General features: G+C 71.6%; 16 protein-coding genes. 6 read left to right on the top strand and 10 right to left on the bottom strand.

Annotation, left to right across the window (positions count from 1 at the left end; all coding sequences use genetic code 11):
* Positions 1–654 carry a ScbR family autoregulator-binding transcription factor gene (locus AOK08_RS22435; RefSeq protein WP_055529081.1) on the top strand — a complete coding sequence of 218 codons (654 nt, stop codon included), beginning with the start codon at positions 1–3 and terminating at the stop codon, positions 652–654.
* The gene (locus AOK08_RS22430) at positions 651–1,517 is read left to right on the top strand and encodes an NAD(P)H-binding protein (RefSeq protein ID WP_055529079.1); all 867 of its coding nucleotides are present in this window, start codon (positions 651–653) and stop codon (positions 1,515–1,517) included. The genes AOK08_RS22435 and AOK08_RS22430 overlap by 4 nt, the downstream gene beginning before the upstream one ends.
* A gap of 104 nt (positions 1,518–1,621) precedes the next feature.
* On the opposite strand, the gene AOK08_RS22425 is transcribed toward AOK08_RS22430, so the two are convergent.
* Positions 1,622–3,436, bottom strand: coding sequence for a S8 family peptidase (locus AOK08_RS22425; protein WP_055529077.1), 1,815 nt, complete (start codon positions 3,434–3,436; stop codon positions 1,622–1,624).
* 410 nt (positions 3,437–3,846) lie between these two features.
* Here AOK08_RS22425 and AOK08_RS22420 point away from each other — a divergent pair, with 410 nt between their 5' ends.
* Positions 3,847–4,845 carry a lytic polysaccharide monooxygenase auxiliary activity family 9 protein gene (locus tag AOK08_RS22420; protein ID WP_055529133.1) on the top strand — a complete coding sequence of 333 codons (999 nt, stop codon included), beginning with the start codon at positions 3,847–3,849 and terminating at the stop codon, positions 4,843–4,845.
* 33 nt (positions 4,846–4,878) lie between these two features.
* Here the strand turns inward: AOK08_RS22420 and AOK08_RS22415 are convergent, their stop codons facing one another.
* A complete protein-coding gene (locus AOK08_RS22415; protein WP_055529075.1) occupies positions 4,879–5,538 on the bottom strand; it encodes a hypothetical protein in 660 nt (219 codons plus the stop codon).
* A gap of 953 nt (positions 5,539–6,491) precedes the next feature.
* Here AOK08_RS22415 and AOK08_RS22410 point away from each other — a divergent pair.
* Both AOK08_RS22410 and AOK08_RS22405 read left to right on the top strand, forming a co-directional pair.
* Positions 6,492–7,052, top strand: coding sequence for a DUF6230 family protein (locus AOK08_RS22410; protein ID WP_422125761.1), 561 nt, complete (start codon positions 6,492–6,494; stop codon positions 7,050–7,052).
* Positions 7,052–7,594 (top strand): DUF6114 domain-containing protein, encoded by a 543-nt coding sequence (locus tag AOK08_RS22405; RefSeq protein ID WP_241827052.1) that lies wholly within the window; start codon positions 7,052–7,054, stop codon positions 7,592–7,594. Before AOK08_RS22410 ends, AOK08_RS22405 begins: the two co-directional genes overlap by 1 nt.
* Positions 7,595–7,814: 220 nt before the next feature.
* Here AOK08_RS22405 and tatA read toward each other — a convergent pair whose 3' ends face one another.
* On the bottom strand, positions 7,815–8,108 hold the full coding sequence (gene tatA, locus AOK08_RS22400; protein WP_055529131.1) for a Sec-independent protein translocase subunit TatA: 294 nt from the start codon (positions 8,106–8,108) through the stop codon (positions 7,815–7,817).
* An 86-nt stretch (positions 8,109–8,194) separates the two neighbouring features.
* Between tatA and AOK08_RS22395 the strand changes: the two genes are divergently transcribed.
* On the top strand, positions 8,195–9,703 hold the full coding sequence (locus tag AOK08_RS22395) for an LCP family protein (protein ID WP_055529071.1): 1,509 nt from the start codon (positions 8,195–8,197) through the stop codon (positions 9,701–9,703).
* Here AOK08_RS22395 and mgtA read toward each other — a convergent pair.
* The 7 genes from mgtA to AOK08_RS22360 all read right to left on the bottom strand — a co-directional run bounded on the left by mgtA (position 9,694) and on the right by AOK08_RS22360 (position 20,507).
* Positions 9,694–12,342 carry a magnesium-translocating P-type ATPase gene (gene mgtA / locus AOK08_RS22390; RefSeq protein WP_055529069.1) on the bottom strand — a complete coding sequence of 883 codons (2,649 nt, stop codon included), beginning with the start codon at positions 12,340–12,342 and terminating at the stop codon, positions 9,694–9,696. The genes AOK08_RS22395 and mgtA overlap by 10 nt on opposite strands.
* A complete protein-coding gene (locus AOK08_RS22385; RefSeq protein ID WP_055529067.1) occupies positions 12,332–12,688 on the bottom strand; it encodes an ArsR/SmtB family transcription factor in 357 nt (118 codons plus the stop codon). Before AOK08_RS22385 ends, mgtA begins: the two co-directional genes overlap by 11 nt.
* Positions 12,689–12,697: 9 nt before the next feature.
* Entirely contained in the window at positions 12,698–13,783 is a 1,086-nt protein-coding gene (locus tag AOK08_RS22380; RefSeq protein WP_055529065.1) for a LacI family DNA-binding transcriptional regulator, read from the bottom strand.
* A gap of 95 nt (positions 13,784–13,878) precedes the next feature.
* On the bottom strand, positions 13,879–16,269 hold the full coding sequence (locus AOK08_RS22375) for a beta-galactosidase (protein WP_055529063.1): 2,391 nt from the start codon (positions 16,267–16,269) through the stop codon (positions 13,879–13,881).
* Complete coding sequence (locus AOK08_RS22370) at positions 16,266–18,032, bottom strand: glycoside hydrolase family 35 protein (protein ID WP_055529061.1); 1,767 nt, start codon at positions 18,030–18,032, stop codon at positions 16,266–16,268. Before AOK08_RS22370 ends, AOK08_RS22375 begins: the two co-directional genes overlap by 4 nt.
* Positions 18,033–18,136: 104 nt before the next feature.
* The gene (locus AOK08_RS22365) at positions 18,137–19,393 is read right to left on the bottom strand and encodes an MFS transporter (protein WP_422125760.1); all 1,257 of its coding nucleotides are present in this window, start codon (positions 19,391–19,393) and stop codon (positions 18,137–18,139) included.
* A gap of 409 nt (positions 19,394–19,802) precedes the next feature.
* A complete protein-coding gene (locus AOK08_RS22360) occupies positions 19,803–20,507 on the bottom strand; it encodes an ATP-binding protein (RefSeq protein ID WP_055529059.1) in 705 nt (234 codons plus the stop codon).
* Between the last annotated feature and the right edge of the window lie 805 nt (positions 20,508–21,312).

Below are 21,312 nucleotides of genomic sequence, written 5' to 3'. Positions count from 1 at the left end.
ATGGCGAAACAGGAGCGCGCCATCAGGACGCGCAGAGCGATCCTGGAAGCCGCGGGCGCGGTTTTCGACGAGCACGGCTACACCGCCACCACCATCTCGATGGTGCTGGAGCGGGCCGAAGTCACCAAGGGCGCCCTGTACTTCCACTTCCCGTCCAAGGAGTCGCTGGCGCAGGCGGTGCTCGACGAGCAGCTGCCGTTCGGTGTTGTGCCGCCGAATCCGTGCAAGTTGCAGGAGATCATCGACATCACGTTCGTCTTCGGGCAGCGGCTGATGGGCAACGCCCTGCTTCAGGGCAGCGTGCGGCTGACGGTGGATCAGTGCACGCCGCCCGGCGTCGATCACACCGGGCCGTACCGGCAGTGGGCGGAGCTCCTGACGGGGCTTATGCAACAGGCCCGGGACCAGGGCGAGTTGCTGCCGACGGTGGAACTGAAGGACACGGTGGAACTGCTGGTCGGCGCCTTCGCCGGACTGCAGCAGATGTCCCGGGCGCTGACCGGCCGCCAGGACCTCGGGCACCGGATATCGGTGCTGTGGTCCCACATCCTGCCGAGCCTCGCGGTACCGGGTCTGCTGATGGGACTGGACAGCGAGCCCGACCGGGGTACCCGTGTCCTGGCCGACATCGAACCGGTCGGCGCCGAACCGTGATCCTGCTGACCGGCGCGACCGGCACCGTCGCGCGACTGGTGAGCCGGCGCCTCACGGGCGTCGCCCCGCTGCGCCTGCTGACCCGTGACCCCGGCCGGGCCGGCGCCCTGGCGGGACCGCGGGTCGAAGTGGCCGGCGGGGACTTCGCGGACCGTTCGAGTCTGGACCGGGCGCTGACAGGCGTACGGTCCGCCCTGCTCGTCACGGCCGACCCGCTGACGCCCGCCCACGACGAGCTCTTCGTCGCGGCCGCGCGGGCGGCGGGTGTGCGTCATGTGGTGAAGGTGTCGGCCCTCGCGGTCACCGATCCCGGGGCGACCGACCTGATCACCGTCTGGCAGCGGGACAACGAGCGGCTCCTTCTCGGATCGGGGCTGTCGTGGACGCTGCTGCGACCGCGCGCCTTCATGTCGAACACGCTGGGCTGGGCCCGTTCGATCCGGGCGGAGGGCGCGGTGCGGGCCGCGAACGGCACGGTGGCGAATGCGGCGGTCGACCCGGGGGACATCGCGGAGGTGGCCGTACGGGCGCTCACGGATCCCGAGGGGCATGCGGGGCGGACGTACGCGCTGACCGGGCCTGCGGGAGTCACCCCGGTGGAACAGACTCGGATCCTGGGTGAGTTGCTGAACCGACCACTGAAATTCGTCGAGTTGACGGATGATCAGGCGCTGAAGGCGCTGCTCGCCCGCCACGCGGAGCCGGTGGCCCGCGCCATCATGGAGAGCGCCGCGCGGGCGCGGTACGGGTCGAAGGCACAAGTGGAGCCGGACGTCGCGGAGTTGCTCGGCCGGCCCGCGCGCGGGTACCGGGAGTGGGCGACGGAGCGTCTGGCGGAGTTCGGCGGCCCGGCGGCCGGGTGACGAGCGGGCCGCGCCGCCGGGTGGCGAGCCGGCCCGCATACGACGGCGGGGCCGGTCGGCGCCCTCCAACGCCGACCGGCCCCGCCCGTTTTTCTGTCATACCGTCAGAAGGTGAGCTTCCAGCCGTTGATCCTGCCGGTGTCCGAGGAGGCCACGTCCTGGACGCGCAGCTTCCAGGTGCCGTTGGCCGTCTCGCTGGAGGCGTCCACCGTGAACGTGGTGTTCACGTCGGCGGCGGAGTCCGAGCCGCTGGAGGCCTTCAGCGGGTAGGTCGAACCGTCGGGCGCCACCAGGGTGATGACCAGGTCGCCGCGGAAGGTGTGGGTGATGTCCACGCCGACCTGGAGGGCCGAGGGAGCCTTGCCGGTGCGGCCGGTGACGGCGATCGAGGACTCGACGGCGGGGCCGTTGTCCGGGATGGAGACGGAGGTGCCGGAGGAGAAGACGGTCCCCGTGGTGCCACCGCCGGTGCTGCCACCGGTGCCGCTCACGGCCTGCACGGTCTTGGTCGCGTCGGCCAGACCCGCACCACAGCCGCCCGAGCAACTGCCGGGCAGGGGACGTGCGTTGGCCTTGATGGCCGTCTCGATCTGGGCCGGGGTGAGCGAGGGCTTCGCCGACTTCATCAGCGCGACCAGGCCCGCGATGTGCGGGGTGGCCATGCTGGTGCCCTGGTAGTAGGCGTACGACTCGGCGGACGGGGTCTTCGTGCCGGAGTTCAGCGTGGAGAGGATGCCGTTGGCGTCACCGGTGCGCATCTCGCCACCGGGGGCCGAGATGTCCACGGCGGAGCCGAAGTTGGAGTACGAGGCACGGGCGCCGGTGCGTCCGGTCGCGCCGACGGTGATGACGTTGTTGCAGTTCGCCGGGTTGGAGGTGGAGGCGTTCGCGTTCTCGTTGCCGGCCGCGACAACCACCGTGGTGCCCCGGTTCACCGCGCCGGTGATGGCGCTCTGGGTCGCCGGCGAGCAGGCGCCGGCCCCGCCGAGGCTCATGTTGATGACCTGGGCGACGTTCTTGTTGGCGGGAACGCCGGGGACCGTACCGCCCGACGCCCAGGTGATGGCGTCGATGATGTCGGCGTCGGTGCCGCCGCACTTGCCGAGCGCGCGGACCGGGGAGATCTTCGCGTTGTACGCGATGCCCGCGACACCCTTGTTGTTGTTGGTGACGGCGGCGATGGTGCCGGCGACGTGCGTGCCGTGCCAGGAGGAGGTGCTGCCCTCGGTCTGGTCGCACTCACCGGCGGCGAACCAGTCGCCGGGGTCGGCCGGATTGCTGTCGCGGCCGTCACCGTCGACACCCATCGCGGGGTCGGAGATGAAGTCGTAGCCGGAGACGATGTTCCCGGCGACGTCGGAGTGCGTGACATAGCCGGTGTCGATGACGGCGACGGTCACACCGGCGCCGGTCGAGGTGGTCCAGGCGCCCGGGACGCGCATGCCCGCGGTGGACTCCCACAGGTCCCACTGCTTGCCGTACTCGGTGTCGTTCGGGTCCGCCATCGGCTTGTTGAGGCGGTCCGGCACGACATAGGCGACCTGCGGATCGGCCTTGTACTCGGCGATGACGTCGGCGACGTCCGCCTTGCTGAGCTCGTCGCCCAGGTCGACGAGGGCCGCGCCGGTGCCCAGGCGGCGCTGGAAGTCGAGGTCCTCGCCGGCCTCCTTGCCCTTGGCGGCGGCGTCCGCGTCGGCCGCCTTGTTCGACGTGGCCTCGGCGGCGCCGGTCTTGTAGCCGACGATGAGCCGCTCGGCCGGGGCGGCGACCGCCTGTGCGGCGGCGTCCACGGTGGTGCCGGGGGCGACGGGCTCCTGGGCGACGGCGACCGAGGTGGTGGTCGCGGCGACGAGGGCGGCGGAGACAGCGGCGGCGGATATCAGCTTCCGCCCCGTGGAACGAGTGAGTGAAGTACGCAAGGGCTTGCCTTTCGGGGCCGTACTCCGGGCCGCGCGGGCAGCGGGAGTAGCGGGCGAATCGCTTCGTCGTCGAAGCGGAGGGGGGTGCGGTTCGAAAAGCGGCGCGGCGGCCGGCCAAGCGCCAGCGGCCCGTTCCGGGGTTACCTGTGGGGCGGCTGTGGTGGAACAGTAGGCAAAGGGCAGGTCATCCGGATACGGGGGAAACCCTCTATCGGGCCGGATACACACCCTCTGAACGCCGAAAACCGACCCTGTATGACGGCCGGTTGACCGGGTTGGGCGAGTTACGGCGGATTGCCCGCGCCGCCCGCCGATTGAACGCGGCCCGCCCGCTTCCCGTACTGCCCGAGAGCAGACCTGTTCCCCTGGTCGAAGCAGACCTGTTGCCCCTGGTCGAGGAGACGTCCCTGATGACCGCCCACCGCCGCACCCTCTCGGCCGCCGCACTCGCGGGCACCACCGCCATCGCGGCGCCGCTGCTGCTCACCCTGTCGGCGGCGGGCCCCGCCCAGGCGCACGGCGCGCCGACCCAGCCGGTCAGCCGCACCTACGCCTGCTCCCCCGACGGCGGCAGTCTGGCCCGTACGGAGGCCTGCCGGGCGGCGGTCGCGGCGAACGGCGGGGCGCCCTTCACCTTCTGGGACAACGTGCGGGTCCCGGACGTGAACGGCCGGGACCGCGCGGTGATCCCGGACGGCCGGCTGTGCGGCGGCGGGCTGCCCGCCTACCGGGGGCTCGACCTGGCGCGCTCCGACTGGCCCGCGACCACCCTGACCCCGGGCGCGCGGCTGACGATGACGTACCGCTCGACGATTCCGCACACCGGTACGTTCAAGATGTTCCTGACGAAACCCGGGTACGACCCGTCCGGCCCGCTGAACTGGTCCGACCTGCCGGACCGGCCGTTCGCCGAGGTCAAGGACCCCGCGATGACGGGCGACGCGTACCGCTTCGGGATGAAGCTGCCGTCCGACCGGACCGGCCGCCATGTGCTGTTCACGATCTGGCAGAACTCCAGTACGCCGGACACGTACTACTCGTGCTCGGACGTGGTGTTCCCGAAGGCGAAGAGCGCTGGCAGCAGCCGTGGCGGCAGCGGTACGGGCGGCTCCGGTGGCACCGGCGGCTCCGCGCCGACCGCCACCGCCACCGCCACCGCTCAGGCGGCGCCCGCCGCCGCGCCCACCGCTTCGGCAGATCCGGCCGGGCAGCCGGAGAAGGCCGCGGAAACGGGAAGGGCGGCGGAGTCCGCCGACTCCGCCGCCCCGCATTCCGGTGGCACCGTGGACGGCGCGCCGGTGGCATCGGCCACCGGCGGCACCGGGTCACGGAACCTGGTCGCGGCCGGCGCCGCGGCGGTACTCCTCGCCGCGGTCGTCGGCCTCGTCCTGCGGCTGCGCCGCCGGTGAACACCGGCGATCCAGCCGTTCATTGACGGTTCGTCAGTTGACGAAGACCGTGGCGCCGCCCTGCGTCACGTCCGTCACCGGGGCGTACTTCGCGGTGAAGTAGCCCTTGGCGAAGCAGAGGTTGGAACCGGACGTCCTGGTGAACGGCTGGGCGGTGAAGTTGATGCTGTTGTCGGCGGCGCCGGTCGTGCCCGTCAGGCTGGGGGCCTGGTAGACGCAGTTGATGGTGCCCAGCAGGGTGCGCAGCACGACGGTCGTCTGGATGGTGGAGCCCGGGGCCGGGGTGACCTCGACGGAACCGTCGGAGCCCACGACCGTGGTGTACGGCAGGTTGTTGACGGTCACACCGCTCACACCGAGCACGCCCAGGACGTTGCTGGTGCAATTGCCGAAGGTCTGTCCGGTGACCTTCTCGGTGGCGGAGCCGGGCGCCGCGGGGTTGTCGGTGACCGACGCCGTGAAGGTCGACGCCCCGCACTTGACACCGCTGGTGCCGGTCGGGCTGGAGAAGAGGTTCGAGGTGGTGCCGGTGGCGAGAGAGGCACTGAGGACGTCGCCCACGGCGACGGCGTCGCCGCCCAGGCCGTTGACGGTGAGCACGGTTCCGGCGGCGGACGCCGGAGTGACCGCCGCGACCGTGAGCCCCGCGACGGCGGCGGCGAGGGCGAGGGCGGAGCGGGTACGAGTACGCATGATGCGGGTGCCTCTTTCTGGTACGGGGTGTTGAGGGGTGGTGTCAAAGAGGTCGGGACACGCGGAAGTACGCGTGCGGAACTCTCCTGGAGGCGCGGAAGTGAAGCCGTTGCCGGTCCCGTGACGCCTTCTCCGTACGCGACGGGACCGGCAACGACAACCGGCCGGTGACCGGCTGGAAGGCTTGGAGGGAGGCTTCCTGCCGGACCGGGCGAAAAAGGGCGGCCCGACTGTGACCCAGGGGGGAAACTGCCATGCCGGTGCCTCGGAGGGCGGACTGCGATGACAAACATTGAGTCCGGGAAGAGCGATGACTCGCATCGCTGCGGATCCGGCGCCACGGATCCGGGGAAACCAGGTCGAGTTGTAGACCTGAGGGACCGTCAACGTCAATACCCTGGACGGAAGTTGATGTCGGACGGCGCGTTTCCCCGCCGCTTCCTGCCAACTTTCCCGCGGGCATGCGCACCCGGCTCCCGCACCCGCGCGACACCGTTCCGTCACCCCGCACAGGGCCCTTCCGGCCACCCGGACGGTCCTCGGTCACCCCGCAAAGTCACAGGTCGAGCATTATCCGCACCGTTTTTTCACATCTCTCTTGACCCTCGAAAGTAACCACGGGTAACTTTCGCGGCGGCTACTGGGGCGTAACCGTGAAAGTCCTTGCAAGTACCGGGAGTTGCGAGGAGAGGCACGCCGCAGCTGATGTCCGCGCCAGGGCAACGCGCCACTCAAGCCTGACCAGCATCGACGTAGTTGACTATGCACTGGGAGCAGCCATGGCCTCGTCCTCGGACGCCTCGTCGTCCGCCGGATCCAACCCCGAGCAGCCAGCGGGCGGTAACGCCGCCGACGGCACCGGGGTCGCCGGATCCGCCAATGTGTCCGGATTCTCCGAAGGTGCCGGAAAGAGCACCGAACGACGCGGGCGGGTCAGAGGGCGCCGCGCCGCCATGATGGCGGTGCCGGCCACGCTGGCCTTCGCCGGCCTCGGGGTACTCACCGCCGAGGGCGCCATCGGCGTCCAGTTCGCCATCTCGGGCATGCCGTTCGTCGTCACCGCGGACGAGCTGAACGGCACCGGCTTCGAGCAGTTCGGCGCTCTCGACAACATGATCGAGAACAGCCCGAACGAGGGCGACACCGGCGGTCAGGTCCTGGTCGTCACCTCCGCGATCAAGAACGCGACGCTCACCAAGCTGTGCCAGAGCGTCGACCTCGGCGGCATCTACCTGCACATCAACGCGGGCGGCACCAAGGGCAAGCCGGTGGTCGCGAAAGACCTGACGACCGACTCCACCGACCTGACGGGCCAGGCGTCCTTCGGCCACATCGAGATCGGCAACGACGCCAGCACGCTCACCAAGGCGGGCGTCAAGGGCCCGGCCGGTGTCTTCAGCCAGCAGTCGGACACCATCCAGATCAAGGGCCTGCGGCAGACCAACTACGCCACCACGGCGGCCGTGTTCAAGCTGCCCGATCTGCACCTCAGCTTCAGCCAGTCTGGTTGCTGATGTCCGGCATCGAGCATGAGGGGGTTGGGCCCGCCTTCAGAACCTGGCGGGCCCACCGTCCGTTCCTGGGCGGAGTGCTGCTCACCCTGGGCGGGCTGGAGATCCTGTTCACCGTCAAGGTGTCGCTGAAGATCGTCATCCACATGGGCGTGCAGGGCATCGCGGGCTATGTGCTGCCGACGATGATGGTGGTGTGCGGTCTGCTGATCATCTTCAATCCCGCGCAGCGCCTGTTCTATTCGATCGTCGGCTGCATGCTCACGCTGGGCACGTGGGTCACCTCGAACATGGGTGGCTTCTTCGTCGGCCTCGCGCTGGGCATCACGGGCAGTTGCATGGCCTTCGGCTGGCTTCCCGACCAGGAACCCAAGGTCAGCCGCAAGCAGCGGCGCATGGACAAGGCACAGGGCAAGGCCGCCATGGCGGGCCCCGACCCGGCGGACTCCACGGAGCCCACGGCGGCGGACGACGGTCACGAAGGCGGCCTGAGCGGCTCGCTGCGCTCCCCGCTGACCGACTCCCCCTCGCACCTGACGACGTAGGCGCCCCTGCCCGGCGGCTCCGCGCCCGCCTCGACGAGTTCGGCCCCTCGCTGGACGAGGCCGACCCCGTCGTCGGTGCGGTGCGTGGCGGGCAGGGCGCCTTCGGCGACAAGCCGGTGGATCCCGGGGATTCCGGTGGATCAGCGGGCGGTGATCGCCGGAGCGGTGTCCGCCTGAGGTCGCGAGGATGGTCGGTTCAGGTGCGACCATCCTGATGACCTCATCGATCGGCGACAGGCTCCCGTCGCTCGGCAACCGGCTCGGCGACGACCGACGCCGCGACAATGGGCTCCGCCCGGTCGACCACGGGTTCGGCGGAGTAACCGCCGCTGACCTGCGAGGATCCCTCTGCGGCCGGCCCGTCGGCCTTCATCGCCTGCGTCTCGCTCTTGAGGATGCGCATCGAGCGCCCCAGGGCCCGCGCCGTGTCCGGCAGCTTCTTCGAGCCGAACATCACGATGACCACGATGGCCACGACCAGCAGGTGCCAGGGTTCCAGTCCGTTGCGGAGCACAACCTCACCGCCCATTCTTTCGTCACACATAACAGTTGCCGTTTTGCGCAACTGTACAACCAGGGTGAGACGTGAGAAGGGTGCCGATGACCACCAGTACGAGCAGGCCTGCCGTACCACCGCGACACCGGTCCGCGGCGGGCCCCCGACGGCGCAAGCCGGGTCGGCGCGGGCGGCTGGCGCTGGCGATCTGTCTCTCGTTCCTGCTGCTTCTCGCGGCCGGCGCCGGCTGGGTCTATCTGAAGCTGGACGGCGACATCAAGACCTTCGACGCGGGCGGCATCTCGGACAACCGTCCCCCCGCGAGCTCGTCCAAGGGCGAGAACGTCCTGGTCATCGGCTCGGACGCGCGCAACGACGGCAACAACAAGCTCGGTGGCGGTGACGTGAACGACATCGGCCGCTCCGACACCGCCTTCCTGCTGCACATCTACGCCGACCACGAGAACGCCGTCGCCGTCTCCATCCCCCGCGACACCCTGGTCACGATCCCGCCCTGCAAGCTGCCCGACGGCAAGTGGACGAAGGCTCAGCCGAACACGATGTTCAACCAGGCCTACTCCGTCGGCGAGACAGCCAAGGGCAACCCCGCCTGCACCCAGAACACCGTCGAGAGCATCACGGGGATGCGGGTCGACCACACCGTCGTCGTCGACTTCAAGGGCTTCGCCGCGCTGACCGACGTGGTGGGCGGGGTGAAGGTGTGTCTCCCCCAGAACGTGTACGAACGTGATCTGAGTCCCAAACGCCCCACGCGCGGGAAGCTGCTCTTCGCCAAGGGCGAGCAGACGGTCGAGGGGCAGAAGGCGCTGGACTACGTCCGGATCCGGCACGGCCTCGGCGACGGCTCCGACATCGGCCGTATCAAGCGCCAGCAGGCCTTCGTGGCCAGCCTGCTGAAGGAGGTCAAGAGCGACGGCCTGACCCCGACCAGGCTGCTCCCGCTCGCCGACGCGGCCACCAAGTCCCTGACCGTGGACCCCGGCCTCGGCTCCGCGCAGAAGCTGATCTCCTTCGCGATGACGCTGAAGGACATCGACCTGCACAACACGAAGTTCGTCACCATCCCCTGGCGGTACCAGGGCGCACGCGTCGCGATCGTCGAACCGGACGCCAGTGAACTCTGGGCCGCGCTCAAGGCGGACCGCACCCTGGACGGCAAGGACGCCAGCGGCAAGAAGAAGTCCTCGCCGAGCGCCCGTCCCCCGGCCGCCCCGGCTCCCGTGTCCGGGCGGGGAATCACCGTCACCGTCTACAACGGCACCACCGTCACCGGACTGGCCGCGAAGGCCGCCGCCGAGCTGACCTCCGACGGTTTCACGGTCTCCGGTACGGCGACCGCGAGCAGCCAGGACCACTCGACGACCGTCATCGAGTACGGCCCCGGCCACAAGTCCGACGCCTGGACCGTGGCGCGTGTCTTCCCGGGCGCGGCCATCCAGCCGGTGACCTCGCCGGGCGTCAACGTGGTCGTCGGCGAGTCCTACAAGGGCGGTTCCACGCCCGCCGCGCGGCCCGCCGTCATCCCGAAGGACGTCTCCGAGGGCGCCCGTTCGGCGGACGACAACCCCTGCTCGAACCTCACCTACGGCTGACCCGGGCGGGCGGCCCACGCCCCGGCCCCGGGCCGCCACCGCCGGGCGACGGCGAGGGCACCCCCGTACAGCCCGAGCACGGCCGCCACAAGCCCGTAGTAGGGCACCGGCAGTCCCACAAGCCCGAGCGGGCGGCCGAGCGGGGAGACGGGCAGCAGCAGCCCCACGGCGGCGAGAGCGGCCGCCGCCCGCCCGACCGCTCCGGTGACCCGGCCCCCGCCGCCGCGGAGCAACAGCATCACCACGGCCTGGGTGAGGAGGTTCTCGGTGAACCAGGCCGAGTGGAAGACGGCCCGGTCGTCCAGCGCGTCGGGTCCGCGCAGCGCGAGCGCGACCACGGCGAAGGTCGCGAGGTCGGCGACGGCGTTCAGCGCGCCGAACGCGCCGAGGAAGCGCAGCAGGTCACGGGGGCGCAGGACAGTCGGCCGGGCCAGGGCGCCCGGTCCTGGACGGTCGTAGGCGTAGGCGAGCTGGGCCGTGTCGGAGCACAGGTTCTGGGCGAGGACCTGGACCGGGAGCATCGGCAGGAAGGGCAGCAGGAGCCCGGCGGCGAGCATCGCGACGACGTTGCCGAGGTTCGAGGAGAGCGTGACGCGCAGATACGTGGCGATGTTGCCGCTGCTGTGCCGCCCGGCCGTGACGGCGTGGGCGACGGCGGCGAGGTCCTTCTCCCCGAGCACGACGTCGGCATTCTCCCGGGCCACGTCGACGGCGGCGCGGGGCGCGATCCCTACGTCGGCGGCGAGCAGCGCGGGCACGTCGTTCGCCCCGTCCCCGAGGAAGCCGACGGTGTACCCGGCGGCCCGCAGGGCGGCGACGATCCGGGCCTTGTGGGCGGGGGCGCAGCGCGCGAAGACGGTCGTACGCCGGACCAGGTCCGCCAGTTCGGCGTCGCCGAGGCCGGCCGCCGTGTCCCCGTCCACGACCTGACCCGGGTGGAGGCCGAGGTCGTGGCAGACGCGGGCGGCCGTGCCCGGATGGTCGCCGGTGAGGATCCGCACGTCGACGCCTAGCGCGGTGAGGTCGCGCAGGGCCTCGGCGGCGGTGGGCGCGAGGTCGTCGCGCAGGGCGACGAAACCCCGGAAGTCGAGGCCTCGTACGTCGGCCTGGGTCCACGCGCGCGTGCGCGCGGGCCGCTCGGCGGTGGCGACGGCGAGCAGCCGCAGCCCGCTCGCCGCCCGCTCGTCCGCGCGCGTGAGCAGTCGTGCCCGCTCGGCGGGGTCCAGCGCGCACCGCTCGACGACGTCCGCGACCGCGCCCTTGACGACCAGGACGTGGGTCCCGAGCCGCCCCCGCGCGCGGACCACCGCCGTGGCCAGTCGCAGCGCCGGGTCGAAGGGCAGCGCCGCCACCCCGTCGTACCGCTCGTCGGCCGGTCCCACCGCCGTCAGGAGCGCCTCGTCGAGGGCGTCCGGGGTTGGCAGTTCGGCCAGTTGCAGGGTCCACCAGGCGGCCGTGGCGGCCAGCGCGAGCACCTCCGGATCGTCCCGGCCGGCGCCGTCCGTGGACCCTTCGACGACGGGCTGGTCCCGGGTGAGGGTGCCGGTCTTGTCGAGGCACAGGACGTCGGTCGCGCCCAGGTCGTGCAGCGCGGGCAGCCGCCGCACCACGACCCCGTGCGCCCGGGCGAGCCCGGAGGCCCCGCGCGCGAGACAGGTGCTGACGACCACGGGCAGCATCTCGGGCGTCAGCGCGACGGCCACCGCGACGGCGAACGGGAGCGTCCCGGGCCCCTGCCCGCGCAGCGCGCCGCTCGCCATCAGCACGAGCGGCGGTGCGAGCAGCATGAACCGGATCAGCACCCAGGAGACCCCGTGCAAGGACCGGTCGAAGGTGTTCCGGTCCCGCAGGTCCCGCAGGACGACCGCTCCGTGCGCGCCCGCGAAACGCGTACGCGCCCCCGTGGCCACCACCACGGCGGTGGCGCTCCCGGAGACGACGGCACTCCCCTGGAAGCACAGGTCGGCCCGCGCGAACCCGCCCTGGTCCGCCGCACCCGGCCGTCCTTCAGCCGCACCCGGCCGTCGCCCAGCCGCACCCGGCTGCTCGTCGTCCGCGAACGGTGGTACGTCCTCCGACCCCGGCCGTACGTCCTTCCCGGCCGGCCGTACGTTCTTCGGGACCGGCGCCGACTCGCCGGTCAGCGGCGCCTGGTGCACGGTCAGCCCGGTCGCGCGCAGCAGCCGTACGTCCGCCGGGACGAGGTCTCCGGGTCCGAGCCGGATCACATCGCCCGGGACGAGTTCGGCGACCGGGATCTCCCGGGCGGGCGCGGGCCCGCCCCCTTCCGGCCGGCGCAGGACGGTCGCGGTGCCGGCGACCAGCTCGCGCAACTCACCGAGGAAACGTTCCGCCCGATGTTCGCCGGAGACGCGCAGCACACAACTGACCGCGACCAGCAGCAGGATCACCGAGGCCGTCCCCCAGGCCGTGACGGCCGCCGAGACCAGGCCCAGACAGAGCAGTACGGCGGTGAAGGGGTCGCGCAGACTCCGTACGAACCGGACGGGCAGCCCGACCGGCCGGGCGGCCGGCACGACGTTCTCCCCGGTCTCCGCGAGCCGCGCCTCGGCCTCGCCGTCGGTCAGACCGCGCGGGAAGTCGTCGAGCCGGACCGGTGCCCGGAGTTCAGACCCCACGGAGGTGCCGTACGGGGGTGCTCTCGGCCCGGTCGGTCAGCCGCCCGACCAGCAGCCGTACGACGGTGACGACGTCCGGGTCGTCGACGAGGTAGACCTGCCTGCGCCCTTCCCGCCTGGAGCGCACGAGCCCGGCGAGTCTCAGTTTGGTGAGGTGCTGGCTGACGGCTGGCAGCGCGCCGCCGACCCGCTCGGCGAGCCCGGTCACATCGCTCTCGCCCTGCGCCAGCGCCCACACGATGTGCAGCCGGGCGGGCGAGGCGAGCAGCCCGAAGGCAGCCGCGGCCTCCACCAGTACCTCGGCGGACGGATCGTCGAAACCGGTGTTGCCCGTGCCTGTCACCACCGCGCCAGTTTAGGACCTGTCACGAGCCGGTGCGGGACCCGTGCTGCGCCGCACGATGAGGTGGGAGGGGATGACGGAGACCACGGGGCCCGGGGCAGCGCCCGGCTCCTCCCGGCCGTCGATCCGTGCGAGGAGCAGCCGCAGGGACCGGGTGCCGGCCTCCTGGAAGTCGGTGCGGACGGTGGTGAGCGGGGGCAGCAGATGGGCGGCTTCCGGGATGTCGTCGTAGCCGACGACGCTGACGTCGTCCGGGACCCGGCGGCCGGCCTCGTGGAAGGCGCGCAGCGCGCCGAGCGCCATCTGGTCGTTGGCGGCGAAGACGGCGGTGACGTCCGGGTCCCGGGCGAGCCGCCGGCCCAGTTCGTACCCGGAGTCGGCGCTCCAGTCACCGGCGAGCGGCTCGGGCACCGCCGCCCCGGCCCTCTCCAGGGTGTCGCGCCAGCTCGCGGCCCGGCGTTCGGCGGACGCCCAGCCGGCCGGGCCGGCGATGTGGTGGACCGTACGGTGGCCCAGGCCCAGGAGATGTTCGGTGGCCAGGCGTGCCCCGCCCCTGGCGTCGCAGGTGACCATGGGGGTGTCGTCGCCGAGGACGTTGTCCATGACGACGAGGGGGATGTCGAGGTGGGCCTCGGCGAGCGCCCTGCCGACGCGCCGCTGCGGGGCGATGGCGATGACTCCGTCGGCACCCTCCGCCGACAGCCGGTCGACGGCCTGGACGACGGTGTCCCGGTCGGCGGTGTCGAGGGCGATGGAGCTGACCAGGTAACCGGCGTCCTGGGCGGCGGTGTTGATCGCGGTGAGCGTGGAGGCGGGCCCGAAGCGGGCCGCGTCGAAGGAGATCACCCCGAGCATCCGGGTCCGCCCGCTGGCCAGCGAACGCGCGCTGCGGCTCGGCCGGTACCCGAGCGACCGCATGGCCTCCAGCACCGACTCGCGGGTCTCGGCCCGTACGGCCGGATTGTCGTTGAGCACCCGTGACACGGTCTGCTTGGAGACACCGGCCAGCCGTGCCACGTCGTCCATCACCGGCCGCGTGCCCGCGAAGTTGCGCCGGCTGCGTCCACTCGGCGCGCCGCCACCGGCACTTCGGGTCATGGGGTCGCATCCTTCGGCTTCGTCCCGTGGCGGTCGTGCCCCGCCCGGCTGGCCCACAGGATAGGCCGCCGGACGGAGATCTCCGCGGATCCGGCCTACCCGGCGATCACCTGGGTCCGTACGGTGACCCATTCGACGCGCTCGACCCGGGCCTCCCGCACCGGAACGGGCACCGGCAGGTGCACGGGCGGGCTGTCGGCGAACGGCAGCACCTTCACCCGCAGTCCGCCACCGGCGCGCAGGGCGTCGGCCGGCAGCCGGTCGAGGGCGATGTCCCAGACCCGCCCGGTGAAGAACTGGTCGGCGACCAGCGTGTCCCCGGCACAGGCGCGGGCCACGTCTCCGGTCCAGTGGACGCGCAACAGTGTTCCGGGGCGCGGGAGTTCGTCCGGTACGTCGATGAGGTACTCGGCTGCGGAGGTGTCGAAGTGCTTGTCGGCCGGGGCGCTTGCCCGGTCCCGTACACCGGTGACGGGGGTGGGGGCCGGCCCGGCTGCCCGGACGAGGGACACGTCGAGGGTGCCGGAGCAGGCGTGCGTCTCGCCCGTGGAGAGGCTGTAGCGGGTGAACACCCCGTCGGCGGTCATGTCGGCGGTGATCGCCAGGTCCTCGGGCGCCGGCAGCACGGCGAACGACACCGTTGTCCCGGTGACGTGCAGCCGTACCTCGTTGGCCGGTTCGTCGAAGACGACCCCGCCGCTCTCGCCTCCGCCGTCTCCGCACAGGATCAGCCGCTCGGCGCCCCAGGCCGTGCCCCGGTAGGCGGTGCGGGCGGTCGCCGCGTCCAGCACCAGCAGGCCGACCTGTCCGCCGTCCGGTGTCCCCACCTCGACGAGGGCGTCCGTGCCGGGCCGCAGTCCGGTGACGAGGAATCGTCCGTCGGCGGACACCACCTTCCCCATGGGGGTGTGCACGTATCTCAACGTCTCGATGTCCATGGCGAGTTCGACGGGGATCCCGTCCGCGGCGGCCAGCACCAGGACGGTACGTCCGCCGACGTCGAGCACACACACCGGCTGGGCGGTGGCCCAGTCGAGCCGTAGTCCGGCCACGTCGAGCCTTAACGGCCAGCAGAAATAGGCACCTTGAGGGATCGTCACCGGCTCGCTGGGAAAGGTCAGTTCGGGACCGCCGTCCGGTAACCCGACGGTGAACGAGGTGTCCGGGTGGTCCGGCGGCGGCTCGTGCGGCTGATGGTTGTTGACGAAGAGGAACCCGGAGTCGCCGTCGCTCCGCACGGCCCAGCGCAGTGTCTCCCGGTCGTCCTGTCCGGCCGGTCGCCGCTCGGGCAGCACGGACGGCATGGGTGCGATGCGGTCGCCGAAGTCCGCCAACAGCAGGTTTTGCAGGCGCAGTTCGTCGTACGAGGGCCGGTACTGCCCGTACTCGCCGAGGGGCGCCTGGAAGTCGTACGTGAGGACGGGGAGGTCGTTCGGGCTGCCGGTGGCGTGGGACTCCTGGAGGGTGGTCAGCTCGCCCACCGGGTTGGTGCCGCCGTGGAACATGTAGTAGCCCTGCCAGACGGAGCCGCACCCGGTCTTCGTGAGCGCGAGCGCGCCGATGTCGGCGGCGTCGACCCGTGGCCGGCGGTGGTAGGCCACGGCCATCCCGCCGCCCAACTCGCAGGTGGCCCAGGGGAACCGGTCGGTGGGGACCGGTTCGCCGCCCCGCACGGACGTCGGCCGAAGGTCGGCTCCGATGCCCTCGTCGTCGCGCTCGTGGGTGAAGAAGAAGTGCTTGCGGCAAGTGTCGGACCAGCCGTCGTCCCACTCCGTCCAGAAGGTCTCGGGGTAGCCGCCGTACAGCGGAAGCAGTTCGCCGGGCGGGAGTCGGGCCCCTCCCCAGGCCGTCGCGGTCCAGAGCGGGGCGCTGAGCCCGGCTTCCTGGGCCATCCGCTTCAGGGTGCGGAGGTGGCCCGGCCGGTCGTACAGCTCGTTCTCGATCTGGATGGCGACGACCGGGCCGCCGTGGGCCCGGTCGAGCCCCCTCAACTGCTCGGCGACGGCGGTGAACCAGCGGCGTACGGGTTCCAGGTAGGCGGGGTCGTCGGTGCGGGGGGCGTCGGTGCGGGCGAGCAGCCAGTCGGGCAGTCCGCCGCCCCGTACCTCGGCGTGGCACCAGGGCCCGACGCGCGGGACGAAGTCCAGGCCGTGCCGGGCGCAGAGTCCGGCGAAGCGGCGCAGGTCGCGGTCGCCGTCGAAGCGGATCCGGCCCTCGATCTCCTCGTGGTGGATCCAGATGACGTAACTGGCGACGGCCGTCACGCCGCCCGCCTTCATCTTCAGCAGTTCCTCCTCCCATTCCCCCGCCGGGTAGCGGCTGTAGTGGAACTCGCCGGAGACGGGGAACCAGGGGCGTCCGCCACGGGTGAGCCAGCGGCCGGTCACCTCGATGGGGTCGGCGACTCCGGGTGCGTCGGCGAAGGGGAGGTGACCGGTGAGCGGGGGCCCGGGAGGCGTGGGGACGCGGAGGGAGTGGCGGGTCATGGCTTCACCGGGCCGAGGTCGGGGGTGTCGGTGAGCAGGGCCCGTGCGGAGGTGGTGCCGGTCAGCTCGAGGAGCACCAGTTCGTTGGTGCCCGGCCGCAGTACGGGCGCGGGCACATAGAGGGTGCGCTGCGGGCCTCGGTTCCAGTAGCGGCCGAGGTGGAAGCCGTTGATCCAGGCCTGCCCCTTGGTCCAGCCGGGCAGCGACAGGAAGGTGTCAGCGGGCGCCTCGACCTCGAACGTGCCGGTGTGGAAGGCGGGTTGGGCGGCCGGGGTGGCGTCCGAGGGGGCGAAGGGCAGCGCGCTCAGGTCGTCCAGGGTGAGGGGATGGCTGTCCCAGCCGTGCAGCGCGGTGCCGTTGAGGGTGACCGCGCCGAGGAGCCCCTTGGGCGAGCCGATGCGCGGCCCGTAGTTGACCCCGCCCATGTTCTCCACGAGCACGTCGACCGCCGCTCCGGCGAAGGGGATCCGGACGGGCAGGGACTCGTCGTGCCGCTCGCGTTCGAGTACGCCGACGGGGGCGCCGTCCACGAACACCTGGGCCCGGTCGCCCACTCCGCCGGCGAAGTGCAGCAGTCCGTCCCCGGCGAGGGGGGCGGTGGTGCGGTAGAGCACGTACCCGGCGCGCAGCCCCAGCTCGTCCATGGTCACCGGGTCCTCGGTGCGCACGGACTTGGCGAGGAGCCCCACATTGGCCAGCAGGGGCGCCCGCTGGTCCAACTCGACGGCGGTGGGCGGGAGTTTGACACTCGGCGCGGGGACCGGCTCGTCGGGTACGGGCGCGTGCCGGGCGATCACCTCGCGGAAGGCGTGGTACTTCGGGCCGGGGTCGCCGTTCTCGGTGAGGGCGGCGTCGTAGTCGTAGGAGGTGACCATGGGCTGGTAGGCGTGGTCGTGGTTGGCGCCGTTGGTGAAGGCGAAGTTGGTGCCGCCGTGGAACATGTAGATGTTGACGGACGCGCCCGCCGAGAGCAGCCGGTCGAGATCGGCGGCGGCGTCGGCGGCGTCCCGGGTGTGGTGCTCCTCGCCCCAGTGGTCGAACCAGCCGATCCAGAACTCCGCGCACATCAGGGGCCCTTCGGGCTGATGGGCACGCAACTGCGCCAGGGACTGCGGGACTCTGCTGCCGAAGGTGCCCGTGGAGAGCACACCGGGGAGGCTGCCCGCCGCGAGGTGCTCGGGGTTGGCCTGGTCGCAGGTGAAGAGCAACTCCCGTATGCCGCGCGAGCGCAGGGACTCCGCGAGGTGTTCGAGATACGCGGAGTCGTCGCCGTACGCCCCGTACTCGTTCTCCACCTGGACGGCGATGACGGGACCGCCGGACACGGCGAGATACGGCAGCAGGGGCGGCAGGAGCAGGTCGAGATAGCGGTCGATGGCGCCGGTGAAGCGGGGGTCGCTGGAGCGCAGCCGGATGTCGGGGTCGGTGGTGAGCCAGGAGGGGAGCCCGCCGCCGTCCCACTCGGCGCAGATGAACGGACCGGGCCGCAGCAGGACGTGCAGCCCCTCCGCCTTGGCGAGCCGCAGATAGCGCGGCAGATCGAGGATGCCGTCGAGCACGAGGATGCCGGGTTCGGGCTGGTGGAGGTTCCAGGGGACGTACGTCTCCACCGTGTTGAGGCCCATCAGCCGGGCCTTGCGCAGCCGGTCCGCCCACTGCTCGGGGTGGACGCGGAAGTAGTGCATCGCGCCGGAGATGATCCGGAACGGCTCGCCGTGCAGCAGGAAACCGTCGGACGTCGTGGTCAGGGCGGGAGTGGGCATGCGGGGGTTTCCCTTCGGTTCGGGTGAGTCGGGTTGGGTCAGAAGTTGTTCAGCGGGGGGGGAGGCGTTCGACTGGCCTGAGCCACGCGGAGCCCTCAGGCCCATCAGGTTTCTCGGGCCGTCTCTCCGGTCTCTCCGGTCTCTCGGGTCTCTCGGGTCGCCTTGATCAGCCACAGCGTGGCCGCCAGGCAGAGCGCCGAGGTCCCGCACAGCAGCAGCGGTACCGCCCGTACGCCGGACCATTCGATGGCCTTGCCGAGCGCCGGCCCTGCGGCCACTCCCCCGGCCAGCGACGCGGCGATGACGACGGCACCGGCCTTCCGCGCCTGCGGGGCGACCCGGTTCAGCCAGGGCAGTCCGGTGGGGAAGATCGGCGCGATGAAGAGGCCGACGCCCGCGTAGGCGTAGGGGGCGAGTCCGGGTACGGCGGCCAGCAGCAGGCAGACGGTCATACCGGCGCAGGACACCGCGATGATCTCCTGCGGGGAGAAGCGCAGGGCGAGCGGGGCGGCCAGGAAACGGCCGACGGTCATCATCAGCCAGTACACGGAGGTGGCCGTGGCGGCGGCGGTGGCACCGTAGCCGACCGTCTCCAGGTGCGTCGGCTCCCAGCCGCCGACGCCCGCCTCGATGCCCACGTGCAGGACATAGAGGGCGACGAAGACACCGAGTACGGAGGCCAGGCTGCGGGCGAGGACCTGCCCGCCGGCCGACCCGGGCGCGGAAGCCGGCTGCGGCGCGTGGTCCCGTACGCCTCGAAGGCACAGCAGCAGGGGCAGGTTGGCGAGGGAGAAGGCGAGGAAGACGGCCGGATAGTGCTCGGCGCCGACCGCGCCGATCAGCACCGGGCCGAGGATCGCGCCGATGCCGAAGTGGGCGTTGAGGATGTTGAGCATGGCGGTCGAGCGGTTGCCGAAACCGACCGCGAACAACTGGTTGAGGCCGTAGTCGATACCGCCGAAGCCGACCCCTGCGAGCAGGGAGGCGGCCAGCGCGACGGGCCAGTTCGGCGCCAGCGCGAAGCCCGCGGCACCGGCCGCCATCAGCACGTACGAGCCGCCGAGGACACGCCGGTTGCCGAGCCGCGCGTACAGCCGATGGAAGAGGAGCACCCCGGCGAACCCGCCGGCGAAGTGGGCGCTCAGCCCGAGCCCCGCGGCCGACGGGGAGAGCCCGAACTCCTCGCGGAGGGCCGGGATCGACGGGCCGTACAGGGCCTGGATGACCCCGATCAGCACGAAGCCGACGCAGGAGGCGACCACGGCGACCGGGCTGAAGACCGGACTCGCCGAGGTCCCGGGAGGCGTCGAGGGGGCCCGTCGCTCCGTGACCGCCGGCGGTCCGGTGGGCTGGTCGGTCACGTGGACTCCTGTCGCCTGTGGTCGAGATCGCGGCTGACCCCTGCCTTCGCGTCGATGCGAGGACGGTCCAAATGTTACCGGTAACATTTGTGTCGTCAAGATGCCCCGAGGCCTTTCGCCCCGGGGATCCGGAACAGAGCGGGCAGGACCGGCCGCCCGTGCCGCACGACCGGCCGGGAACATCGGCCGCCCGCTGACAGGTGCGGTGCTACGGCAGTGTCGGCTGGGTCGAGGGAGTCGCCCTCGGGGCCGTGGACAAGCCCGGGCCGTGAATCAGCCCAGGCCGTGAATCAGCCGGGGCCGGGCCGACGGGGACGCCGGGCGGGTGCGCGTCCAGGACGGGTCGGCGAGCCGGGCACCGTGAGGTGTGCGCATGGCCGGGCCGCCGTACGGGCCGCGCGGGCGCCGATCAGGGGCGGGAGTACGGGGAGGACTGCTGGGAGTGCGGGGAGTGCGGAACTGGCGATCCAGACGGTCCATGTGAGGGGACTCCTTCGGCCGAGTGGGGGACGGGCCGGGTGCGGTGCGAGGCCGACGGGTGCCGTGGGGCGGGTGCGGCCCGAGGGACCGGTGAAGCCGGTGAAGTGGGGTCCCCCGGCTCGGGTTGCCGTTCTTCGGCCTGTAACTCGGCCTGTTCCGTGAGCAGTTCGGCCCAGACGACGCGTCCGGAGCCGTCCGGGGCGTCACGGACTCCCCAGTCGCCGGTCAGGAATTCGACCAGCAGGAGCCCCCGTCCGCACTGTTCGTCGGGGCCGGGTCTGCGCTGGGCCGGCAGGCCCCCGCCGCGGTTCTCGTCCTCGACCTCGAGGTGCAGTCGCCCGGCGGCGAGACGCAACCGGCAGACGATCCGCTCACCGTCCGCGTGGGTGAGGGCGTTGGTGACGAGTTCGGAGGTCACCAGAAGGGCGTTGTCGGAGGCGTCGGAGCCGACACCCCAGCCTTCGAGCAGCTCGCGCACCTTCCGGCGGGCCGCGCCGACGGAGGCGGGGGTCGCGGGCAGGCAGAACACATCGGACTGCGGAGAGTGATCGAGGTGGTCCGGGTGATCCGAGTGGCCGGCAAGCCGGCCGCCGGGTATTCGGCCGAGCGGCTGGGGGAGGGAGGGCGGAGCCATCGCCGTTCGCCTTTCGTCGCCTGCGCACCCTGGCCGGTGCGACACCGCCCCGAACGTGATCCCCGAGCAGGTCAACCCGCTTCAAAACATCGCAGGTTGCGGCCCCTTCTCCCCCAACCGGGCCATTCACTCTCGTCGTTCACCGTTTCCGGGAAGGTAAGAACACTGTGACACCTGACAACAACGGCCCGCAACCAGCAAGTTGAAATTTGCATTGTGTGGGATGCAGGCTGCTTCCGCCGGAATTCGATCGTGACAGACCGCAACCCTGAGCCCGGCGCGAAAGGGTCCGTGTGACCACGGACACCCTGCTGGGAGGGGTCGCGGTGGCGGCCGGACGCCACGGGCGGCGAGAGGGTCAGGGACGAGGACATCGCCATGCACGGGGCGGTGGCCCGGAAGCCGCAGGGACGAAGGCGGGTACGGCGGCAGCCGAACGGACGAAGGCGGGCGCGGCGGTAGCCACAGGGGCTCGGCGGTGGCCGCAGGGACGAAGGCACGTCCCGCGGCAGCCGCAGGCGGGATCGGGGCACGAAAGGGAACCGAAGGCCCCAATTCCCCTTCCCTTCCCCCTCCACACCCGCAATCCTTCTGACACCGGTCAGGACCGATGGAGGAGGATCACCCGCGCGCGGTAGAGCCCGTTTTGGAGCGTCGACCCTCGTTTCAACTAGTTGCTCACTTGACTACCGGACGTCACATCCGATTGGCTCCGCCCCAGCGAAAGTCGGACAGTCAGTACACGTCACCCGCCGATCGCGCAGTTTTCGCCGTACCCACAACCCGCCTTCCCCGCTCCCCCACC

The organism is Streptomyces graminilatus (assembly GCF_001418565.1).
GTDB classification, from domain to species: Bacteria; Actinomycetota; Actinomycetes; order Streptomycetales; family Streptomycetaceae; genus Streptomyces; species Streptomyces graminilatus.
Note: the sequence above shows the minus strand (reverse complement) of the source record. Positions and strands in the feature narration are given on the sequence as shown.

What these genes read in the sequence shown, in the direction of transcription:
- AOK08_RS22435 (WP_055529081.1), top strand. Translation starts at nt 1, where the DNA reads ATGGCGAAACAGGAGCGCGCCATCAGGACGCGCAGAGCGATCCTGGAA.
- AOK08_RS22420 (WP_055529133.1), top strand. Translation starts at nt 3,847, where the DNA reads ATGACCGCCCACCGCCGCACCCTCTCGGCCGCCGCACTCGCGGGCACC.
- AOK08_RS22415 (WP_055529075.1), bottom strand. Translation starts at nt 5,538, where the DNA reads ATGCGTACTCGTACCCGCTCCGCCCTCGCCCTCGCCGCCGCCGTCGCG.
- AOK08_RS22410 (WP_422125761.1), top strand. Translation starts at nt 6,492, where the DNA reads ATGATGGCGGTGCCGGCCACGCTGGCCTTCGCCGGCCTCGGGGTACTC.
- AOK08_RS22405 (WP_241827052.1), top strand. Translation starts at nt 7,052, where the DNA reads ATGTCCGGCATCGAGCATGAGGGGGTTGGGCCCGCCTTCAGAACCTGG.
- AOK08_RS22395 (WP_055529071.1), top strand. Translation starts at nt 8,195, where the DNA reads ATGACCACCAGTACGAGCAGGCCTGCCGTACCACCGCGACACCGGTCC.
- AOK08_RS22380 (WP_055529065.1), bottom strand. Translation starts at nt 13,783, where the DNA reads ATGACCCGAAGTGCCGGTGGCGGCGCGCCGAGTGGACGCAGCCGGCGC.
- AOK08_RS22375 (WP_055529063.1), bottom strand. Translation starts at nt 16,269, where the DNA reads ATGACCCGCCACTCCCTCCGCGTCCCCACGCCTCCCGGGCCCCCGCTC.
- AOK08_RS22370 (WP_055529061.1), bottom strand. Translation starts at nt 18,032, where the DNA reads ATGCCCACTCCCGCCCTGACCACGACGTCCGACGGTTTCCTGCTGCAC.
- AOK08_RS22360 (WP_055529059.1), bottom strand. Translation starts at nt 20,507, where the DNA reads ATGGCTCCGCCCTCCCTCCCCCAGCCGCTCGGCCGAATACCCGGCGGC.